The organism is Nostoc sp. CCY0012 (assembly GCF_963920855.1).
Lineage (GTDB): Bacteria > Cyanobacteriota > Cyanobacteriia > Cyanobacteriales > Nostocaceae > Cyanocohniella.
In genome coordinates this window covers 1-9888 of sequence record NZ_CAWUDM010000163.1, presented here as the reverse complement: position 1 = coordinate 9888, position 9888 = coordinate 1, and the positions used below count along the sequence as shown (strand labels likewise).

Genomic DNA, 9888 nt, shown 5'->3' with positions numbered 1-9888 from the left:
CCTGCCCCCTGCCCCCCTGCTTCTTCTCCCCCCAGTTTCTAATTCCCAAAATATGGTAAGCTAGTAGGGTTGTCTAATCTCGCACATCCAGTCATTCGGGTGTTTCCTATAACGGAAATACAACTGGGTGGAGGTTTAACCCGAATAGGAGTTAAAAAAATATATGCCAGTCGTTTCATTGGCTCAAATGATGGAGTCGGGTGTTCACTTTGGGCATCAAACCCGACGTTGGAACCCGAAGATGTCTCCTTACATCTATACTGCCCGCAATGGCGTACATATCATCGACTTGGTGCAGACTGCCCAGTTGATGGAAGATGCTTATAGCTATATGCGATCGCAGTCTGAGCAAGGTAAAAAATTCTTGTTTGTTGGTACTAAACGCCAAGCAGCAGGAATTGTTGCTCAAGAAGCCGCTCGTTGTGGTTCTCATTACATTAACCAGCGTTGGTTGGGTGGAATGCTCACCAACTGGGCAACCATTAAAACCAGAGCAGACCGCCTTAAAGATTTAGAACGCCGGGAAGAAAACGGTGCGCTAGATTTATTGCCGAAAAAAGAAGCTTCCATGTTGCGTCGTGAAATGACGAAGCTGCAAAAATACCTTGGTGGTATTAAGAATATGCGGAAAGTCCCCGATGTGGTGATCATTGTAGACCAACGCCGGGAATATAACGCTGTTCAAGAATGCCAAAAACTAGGGCTGCCAATTGTGTCTATGCTAGATACAAACTGTGACCCGGATGTAGTAGATATTCCCATCCCCGCCAACGATGACGCTATCAGATCAATTAAGTTGATAGTTGGCAAATTGGCAGATGCTATTTACGAAGGTCGTCATGGCCAGCTAGAAGCGGAAGAAGATTACGAAGATTACGACGGCGCTGAGTATGACGAAGACTACGATGAAAGCGAATATGCTGAACCGTCGTCTGATAGTGAAGAAAAAGAATAATTAATCAAGTAACTGAATAATTGAGTATGGAGACTGAAAAGCTCACACTTCATACTCAATTGTTCATAGTTCGAAATTCATCGCTTTTTCTTCACCAGCCCTGAGTAAGATAGAAATACTCAACACCCGTGAGCGATAACAACTCAAGGTCAAGTTAGGAATTGAGGCAACATGGCGGAAATATCTGCAAAACTCGTCCAAGAGCTACGCCAAAAAACTGGTGCAGGCATGATGGACTGCAAAAAAGCGCTGAAAGAAACTGATGGCAACATAGAAACAGCTATAGAATGGCTGCGACAAAAAGGCATCGCTTCAGCGGGTAAAAAAAGCGATCGCATTGCGGCAGAGGGTCTAGTAGATACCTACATTCAACCTGGTGGTCGGGTAGGTGTGCTGCTAGAGGTCAACTGTCAAACTGATTTTGTAGCCCGGAATGAGGCTTTTAAAGCTCTAGTTAAAAACCTAGCCCAGCAAGCAGCTACAGCTGATAGTGTTGAGTCTTTATTGGCTCAACCCTATATTGAAGATCAAAGCATAACCGTAGATCAGTTCATCAAGCAAACCATTGCCCAGCTAGGTGAAAATATCCAGGTACGTCGCTTTATCAATTTTGCACTGGCAGAAGGCACACAAGGGATAGTAGACAGCTACATTCATACTGGTGGTCGAGTTGGTGTTTTGGTAGAACTCAACTCCAAAACTGAATCTGCTGCTGGTAAAGAAGAGTTCCAATCATTGGCTCGGAACGCTGCAATGCAAGTTGCAGCTTGTCCCAATGTCGAGTATGTCAGTGTAGACGAAATCCCTGCCGAAATTGCCCAGAAAGAAAAAGACATTGAAATGGGTCGGGATGATTTGGCTAACAAACCAGATAACATCAAAGAAAAGATTGTTCAGGGACGAATTGAAAAACGCCTGAAAGAATTAACTTTGCTGGATCAGCCTTTCATTCGTGATCAAAGTATTTCTGTGGAAGACTTGGTAAAACAAGTTAAGGGACAAGTAGGCGAAGAAATCCAAGTAATTCGCTTTGTTCGCTATATCTTGGGTGAAGGCATTGAGAAGCAAGAAAGTAACTTTGCTGAAGAAGTTGCAGCACAAATGGGCAGCAAGTAACTTCATTGAGAAGTTAAGAGTTATAGCACAGTTGGTTTGGTAACTCATCACTTCTACCATCACAGGTCAGTCAAAATTAGCTGGCCTGTGTTTTATTAGTTATGGACTTTTGCTATTAGTGCGATTGGCAGAAATTAGCAACTATAAATAAGCAGCGTTATAGCTGAAAAGTTATAGAGAATTGTTTTAAAATAATTGCGTACATTTGTACCATAATCAGCTTCAGATGGACAGTTAAAAAGAGAAGATATGGCCAGAGCAATTGAGCTAATTGAGCGGGATATTGCAGTTTTGCAAGAAGCGATCCGGGCGATCGCCTCAGAACTCCACAATGCTTATACTAGTTATTTAACTATCTTGGGGCAAGCGTTGCGGAAACAGTTGATTCTAGCCAGTTACCATCTTTGTACTCAAGGGTATCCGGAAAAGTTTTTGAGCTTGTCGTTGAATCAACGGCAACAATTGCAACAGGCTATTCGCAATTTGGGCGGACAAACATCTGAATTATTACTTACTTTTATTCAGGGTGAGTCGGATGAGGAAGATGAGGAAGATGGGGAAAATGAGGAGGAGGTGCTGGATGAGGGGGATGAGGAAGATGTAGACGAGATAGGCATTTACTCCAGTGTGGGAGACGATGAGGATGAAGAGGATGTCAACGAAAACGACATAGGGGCTTCCTCCAGGGGGGAAGATGAGCTAGGTGAAGCGGATAAAATAGTCGCATATTTTTTAGCTGAATCATCTGCCTTACCTGTAATCAATGTACCTCTGAAGAATTTCACTCCTGATGCTTCTAACCCGATGGAACTAGCAAAATGGCAACAGAACCTAGAAAATTTAGTGCAACAGGCGCTAAAAAATGTCTCCCACGATGCTAATCTTTTGTTACAAAAAGCTCATGTTTTACCTAAAAAATTACCAAAACCCATTTTAGAGGCAGCGGCGGCTGTCTCAGAAGCATCTGCCGAGGTGATGCCAGGGCCACCCAATCTCTTAAACTTGGTAGTGGAAATTGAAAATGAACAAAATGCCGAAGAATCTGGATTGACACGGATTATGGCTATTAACCTGCGATTAGGGGAAATTGAATTTGCTGATACCAAACTCGCATCTAGCCGCAGGCAAATTCGCAACATCTTAGTTCAACTAAATAAACTAGGACGAGAGTATCGCAAAAAGCAACGTGAACGCTCAGTTGCTGAAGCTGAAGCTGCATGGCGTGCCAGTTGGTTTGAATAAATTAAAAAGTGGGGAGTAGGGAATTTTGGATTTTGGATTTGCTATTTTAGAGGGCAATTTAATCCAAAATTTAAAATCTAAAATCTAAAATTGCATGACCAATGACTAATGACCAACCAGATTGGACACGATTGCACAAAGCCTTGGCAATAGAAGCCCAAAAAGGCTTTACAGACTTGATGGGCAGACAATACCGCTTCAGTGAATTTTTCACTTTGACTTTTGGAAAATTTCCTACAGCTTTGCCTTCAATTGAGCGTCGCCGTTGGCAAGAACTAGCGGTGCAATTTGCTAATTATCCCCATTTGGAACTGGAAGAAAGACAGCATTTAGTCGCGGCGACGCGCAGGTATCTCTACCAACTACAGCAAGAACCGCAAGAGCAAGAAAGTCGAGGAGTCGGGGAACAGGGAAGAATTTATCAATCCAAAGTTCAAAATCCCACGTCTAAAATTATCCCAGAAGTGAGCCGGCGATTGGCTCCGAATATTGACCAAAAACTCAGCGATTTACCAGAAATAGGCATCCGCAAGGCTGACAAATTAGCAGCTTTAAATTTGTATACTGTCCGTGACTTGTTGTTCTACTATCCCCGCGATCACATTGACTATGCGCGTCAAGTGAATATCCGGGAGTTGCAGGCGGGTGAAACAGTGACCATAGTAGCTAGTGTGAAGCGTTGTAACTGTTTTACTAGCCCCAAGAATCAGAAATTATCGATCTTAGAATTAATCCTCAAAGATAATACAGGTCAAATTAAAATTAGTCGCTTTTCTGCTGGGGCGCGTTTTACGAGTCGCGCTTGGCAAGAAAGTTTTAAACGCCGCTATCCAGTGGGTAGTGTTTTGGCAGCTTGTGGATTGGTTAAAGCCAGTAAATATGGCTTGACGTTGGATAATCCAGAAATAGAAGTGTTAGCACATCCAGGCGATACCATTGATTCGCTGACTATTGGTCGTGTAGTGCCAATTTATACTTTGACTGAGGGTGTCATGGCTAATATGGTGAGACAAGCCGTAACTGCGGTTTTGCCAGCGGCAATTCACCTGAAAGATCCCTTACCCAGAGGTTTACGGGAAAAGTATAATTTGCTGGAATTAAAGGATGCGATCGCTAACATTCACTTTCCTGATGATAGCGCTACCTTACAAGTTGCCCGTCGTCGTCTAGTTTTTGATGAATTTTTTTACCTGCAACTTGGTTTATTGCAACGTCAACAGCAAGCCAGACAAATTCAAACCAGTGCAATTCTGGCCCCAAAAGGTCAGCTAATCGAAAAATTCTCCAACGAAATTTTGCCGTTTCAACTCACAGGCGCACAGCAACGAGTGCTCAATGATATCCTCAATGACTTACAAAAATCCACGCCCATGAATCGTTTGGTACAGGGCGATGTGGGTTCGGGTAAAACTGTAGTGGCCATAATTGCTATCCTGGCTGCCATTCAATCAGGCTACCAAGCAGCATTGATGGCTCCTACGGAAGTATTGGCAGAACAGCATTACCGTAAGTTAGTTAGCTGGTTTAACTTGTTGCATTTACCCGTAGAATTACTTACAGGTTCTACCAAAACAGCTAAACGGCGAGAAATACATTCTCAGTTAAGTACTGGTGAATTACCTTTATTGGTAGGAACTCATGCTTTAATTCAAGACCCTGTAAACTTCCAGCAATTGGGTTTGGTAGTAATTGATGAACAGCATCGCTTTGGTGTCAAACAACGGGCGCTGTTACAGCAAAAAGGCGAACAACCCCATGTATTAACGATGACAGCCACCCCTATTCCCCGGACATTGGCATTAACAATACATGGTGATATGAATGTCAGCCAAATTGATGAGTTACCACCAGGACGGCAAAAAATTCAAACCACTATGTTATCAGGTCAGCAACGTAGTCAAGCTTACGACTTGATCCGCCGGGAAATTGCTCAAGGAAGACAAGTTTATGTGGTGTTACCACTGGTAGAAGAATCAGAAAAATTAGACTTGCGATCGGCTGTGGAGGAGCATCAAAAGTTACAAGAAAGTATTTTTCCCGACTTTCAAGTGGGATTGCTGCACGGTCGTATGAGTTCCGCAGATAAAGATGAAGCAATTACCAAATTTCGTGATAATCAAACGCAAATCTTGGTTTCTACCACAGTTGTCGAAGTGGGCGTAGATGTACCTAATGCAACTGTAATGCTCATTGAAAACGCTGAAAGATTTGGCTTATCCCAACTACACCAATTGCGAGGACGTGTTGGTCGTGGTGCGGCTCAATCTTACTGTTTATTAATGAGTAGTTCTAAGAGTGCTGATGCTCAACAACGGCTGAAGGTATTGGAACAATCCCAAGATGGCTTTTTTATATCAGAAATGGATATGCGTTTTCGTGGCCCTGGGGAAGTATTGGGAACTCGCCAATCAGGAGTACCGGATTTTACTTTAGCCAGTTTAGTGGACGACGAAGAAGTTTTATTATTAGCACGGCAAGCAGCAGAAAAAGTGATAGAAATGGATGCAACTTTGGAACGTTGGCAATTAATGAAAGCCGAGTTGAAATATCGTTATGAACGGTTAATGGGTGGAGCAATTTTGACTTGAATAAAACCCCACCCCAATTAAGCAAGAATTGCTGAGAGTCTCGCTATGATTAGAGTCTGCGTAGACACAGACCACCGCAGGTATTGCACTACTTGATTAATAGTTTGATCTCCTGCTTTATTTCCTGACGTTTATTCTCAATTTGAGTTAATATCTCAAGTTTCGACTGCTCAAAATTACTCAAGTCTTTTTGTTTAGCTTCAATATCATTTAATTCTTCATTGTAAAAAATTAAAGCTTCTTCAATATTTAACTCATACTCTTTTCGCATTTCCTCAGCTACGTTTCTGAACTCTTCTCTTACGTCCGCTCTAGCTTGACGTAAGTTACGCTGATTTTTTTCCTGTTTTTGTTCTTCTTTAACTGTCATAGCTATATCTAATATTACCCCACCCCCAGCAAATACTGGACCTAAACCCCTAATAAACTTAGCTGTCTTAAAAGCCCCCCAAGGTTTAAATTTAATACCCATAAATTTACCTACATCATAAACTATGTTTCTCGATACATTGGATGATAACTTACCAATTCCCTGGAAAAATTTACCACCTTGTTGTTCTAGTATAGACTTGCCTATTTTATGACTTATATTCGGGTGATTAACTCTTTTAGCATCTACTAAATCTATCTCTAACTCTTCTGCTAAAGTTCGACATAGTAAGGATTTTTCTAGTTCTTGCAGTTTAAATGCCAGATTTTCTAATTCACTTTTTAAACTAGATTGAACGTTTTTACAAGTATTTTCTGATAAAACTGTAATTTCTTGTGTGACTTTTTCTAGGTCTTCTTTTATTTCTTCCTCCTTGTGGTGTCCATCAATTTTACTGGATATCCTTTCACTAAGCATGATAATTTCATGCTCAAGTTTATTTAATTCAGAACGATAAGCGTTTCTAGTTCTGGTTTGAGATGCTTGTATTAAAACTTTCTTGCGTCGTAATAGTTCTAATAAATTATGGGTTATCCGCTCACCTGGACTGAAAAAAAGCAATGCTTGATCAAGCATATCAACCGCGCGATGTAGAGGAGTAACTAACCTTGCTGAAAGTTCATTGATTTCAATTAGCTTTTGCAGAGAATCACGCAACTTATCAAAATTTGATTTAGCAAGTAAAGATGTTTGGTATTTTATATATTTAGGGTCTTGAGCTTTGAGATAGGAATCAGCATCAATAAAAGAGGTATAAAAATCATTGGGATGGTATGGTTCTATAACTTGCATGATTGTTGGTAGCAAGTTTTCAGGACTACCTGATTCACGACTCATTTTATTTACTACTAACACCATCTGACCAACTCTTTGCATTTGATTGGCTACTTTTTGAAAGAATTCTGCTCCCTGCGGATTAAATAACTCATTAGGAACTACAAATACAAGTAAATCACATTTTGAGATTTTTTCTAGTGTAATTGCATCATGTTCTATATTACCTGCATAAATTCCTGGTGTGTCTAGCACTAAAAAATTTTGCCAAGCATATTCTGTAACTTTATTAGTACATATTTCGGCACTAATTTTAACTTTTGCATCTCCAGTTAAAGCTTTAATTAGAGTTGATTTACCAGCATTGTACTGTCCAATAAAAGCAATAGATAGTTTGTTTTTTTGCTTATATTCCCCTTGCCAAAACCTTTCAAAATCATCAACTAATGTTTTAATCTCATCCTCTGTGCGATTTGCAAGAATATCTATTGTCTCTTGGCAAAGTTGATTAACTTTCTTTGATGCTTCATTAAATGTAAACTTCAACATCTTTTAAGTCTCCTGTGCTAATTATTTAGAGTTGGAAAAATCGCTTTCAATTTCTTGCTTAATTTTTCTTATTTCAGCAATAGCATGATCTAAATCTTGAATTATTGCAAATAAACCTTTGATATATAAATCAACCTGACCAACACTTTGATTTTGGTATTGCTTTATAGTTGCCTCAAACCAATCCTGATAAGATTTTATAGTTGCTTTTTGATTTTCATTAACCTGTTTTCTCAAAGAATATTTTTCTTTTTCAATATCCTGTTTGTAATTTTTATCATCCTCTCTACTTTTCCAGTCACCTGCAATATTAGCAACTGTAGTAACTAATACTCCTGCAACAGCCCAACCTATGGGATTCCACCAATTTGTAGCGAATGCACCCACTGCACCAACAGCACCAATAGCTACACCAGCACGTTTTATCCACTTTCCTGTATCATCCTGACGAATATCACGAATGTTCAAGTTTTCTAGGTCAATCTTGATGTTATTAGCATCATATTCATATTCTTGTTCAAACTCCTTTAGTTTTTCCTTTGAATCTAAAAATATTTCGTTTATGACACCTTTCATCATGGCTTCAATATGTTTTTGATTCACTATTCTCTGCCATTCTTTCTGTCTGGCTTCAATATCAGTTTCTGCATATTTATCAACAAAAGTACCAATTTGTTTTTCTATTTGATTATATAAAGATTCACAGTGAAACTTTATTTTAAGATTACTTTCTGCTCTGATTTCATCAAATATCTTTCCGAGTTTTTGCTTTTGTTCTCCCATTAAGTTTCGTTGTTTCTGTAATTCTTCCTGGGAAAAACATAATTTTTGATAAATTTCTGATATAAATTTAATTAAGCTATCAGAGAAGGTTGATAACCTCAAATTTTGACCATTTGCATAAATTTGATATGTAATTAAGGAGTATAGTTTTTCTATTTTACTCAATTGCCAAAGTTGACTGCTATACTCTTGATATTCTTCTTTGGTACTTAAAAAACCTGCTTGAGCATGAATACAAGTTATATCTACAATATCTAAATTCAAAGAATCTTTAACGTGTTTTTGAATATGATGCTGATGTTGTGATAACCTCTCTTCATCAAATATCATTTCTGGTATATCAATAAACATTTCTAAATCTTCTAACCCATTAGAAATATCATGTTTGACATTGAGAATTACAGCAAAGTATTTACTAATTTGCTGCAACTGTGCCATTGCTTCAAATTCTCCAGGTTGTACAGAATCATCACTCGTTAAAAATATAACCATATCAGATTGATCAATTACATCATTAGCTTGTTTTGTATCATCATCACCTTTATAAGCCTCAATTCCAGGTGTATCAAGTAAGCGTAAACCTTGCCAGCTATATTCTTTAACATCTCTGGTTGTGCGCTGTGAGCCTTTACCAATTGTGCTACCATTACCGCGAGTCAGTGTTTCTCGTAATGTGCTTTTACCTGCTTTAGTTCTACCAAATAGAGCTACTGTAAAGTTTTTTAGATATTTTCTTTTTGTATCTAAAGAACTAACTAAATCTTCAAAACTTTCTTGAGATAGTTCTTGAATATTTAACTTTATCTCGTTTAATATACCAGCGAATTCAAATTTATTAGCCCCTTTTTTACTTAATAGATGACTACTGCCTTGTCTGATATCATAGTTCAAATTTTTGATAATTATTTCCATTTTATTTACATACTCTAGACTGATATCATAAGCAAAATTAGCTGTTTGTGAGCATTTTTCTAAAGCATCTTCAAATTCAGCTTGAGATACTTTATCCATAGGCATCTGTAGCTTAGAAATAGATGAATTTTTATTATTTCTAGATTTGCTGGATTTTAAAAAATCTGGTATCTGCTCTGACCGTAGATAAAATTTATAATTCCAAGCTGGATCAAAAGTTTTGATTTGTTTTCCGTAAACTTTGACTGTCTTGATAGATGCTAGGTTTAAATACGTTATCTCTGCAATACTGTAGCCAAAAAAAGAGTATAAAAAAAAGGGCTGATGTAGTAGAGTTATAGTCTTCCAAAACAACAACTCGAAATCCACACACAGCCCATGTTTGACATACTAGCACTGCTGCAATGCCTACTACCAGAAATAAAAGTCACGACGATACGGCAGTTGAGCCAGATCATCACGGCAATGTTAGCCATGAGTGGGCGAGCTTAGTGGTGCAGAAAAGTCTTGAACCGCTTGTATACCAGGAGTCTGACTGA

The 9888-nt window shown here is 38.9% G+C and carries 6 protein-coding genes; 4 read left to right on the top strand and 2 right to left on the bottom strand.

What is annotated here, in order from left to right; genetic code table 11:
• The first annotated feature begins 163 nt into the window (after positions 1 to 163).
• The 4 genes from rpsB (at position 164) to recG (ending at position 5901) form a co-directional block, all read left to right on the top strand.
• A complete protein-coding gene (rpsB, locus tag ACM0OS_RS27115) occupies positions 164 to 955 on the top strand; it encodes a 30S ribosomal protein S2 (RefSeq protein WP_414546281.1) in 792 nt (263 codons plus the stop codon).
• 171 nt (positions 956 to 1126) lie between these two features.
• Positions 1127 to 2071 carry a translation elongation factor Ts gene (gene tsf / locus ACM0OS_RS27110; protein ID WP_414546280.1) on the top strand — a complete coding sequence of 315 codons (945 nt, stop codon included), beginning with the start codon at positions 1127 to 1129 and terminating at the stop codon, positions 2069 to 2071.
• Between the two features lie 249 nt (positions 2072 to 2320).
• Positions 2321 to 3313, top strand: coding sequence for a hypothetical protein (locus ACM0OS_RS27105; RefSeq protein ID WP_414546279.1), 993 nt, complete (start codon positions 2321 to 2323; stop codon positions 3311 to 3313).
• 101 nt (positions 3314 to 3414) lie between these two features.
• Positions 3415 to 5901, top strand: coding sequence for an ATP-dependent DNA helicase RecG (recG, locus tag ACM0OS_RS27100; protein WP_414546278.1), 2487 nt, complete (start codon positions 3415 to 3417; stop codon positions 5899 to 5901).
• Between the two features lie 88 nt (positions 5902 to 5989).
• On the opposite strand, the gene ACM0OS_RS27095 is transcribed toward recG, so the two are convergent.
• Both ACM0OS_RS27095 and ACM0OS_RS27090 read right to left on the bottom strand, forming a co-directional pair.
• Complete coding sequence (locus ACM0OS_RS27095) at positions 5990 to 7654, bottom strand: GTPase (protein ID WP_414546277.1); 1665 nt, start codon at positions 7652 to 7654, stop codon at positions 5990 to 5992.
• A 21-nt stretch (positions 7655 to 7675) separates the two neighbouring features.
• Positions 7676 to 9718 carry a GTPase gene (locus ACM0OS_RS27090; RefSeq protein ID WP_414546276.1) on the bottom strand — a complete coding sequence of 681 codons (2043 nt, stop codon included), beginning with the start codon at positions 9716 to 9718 and terminating at the stop codon, positions 7676 to 7678.
• Positions 9719 to 9888: the final 170 nt, after the last annotated feature.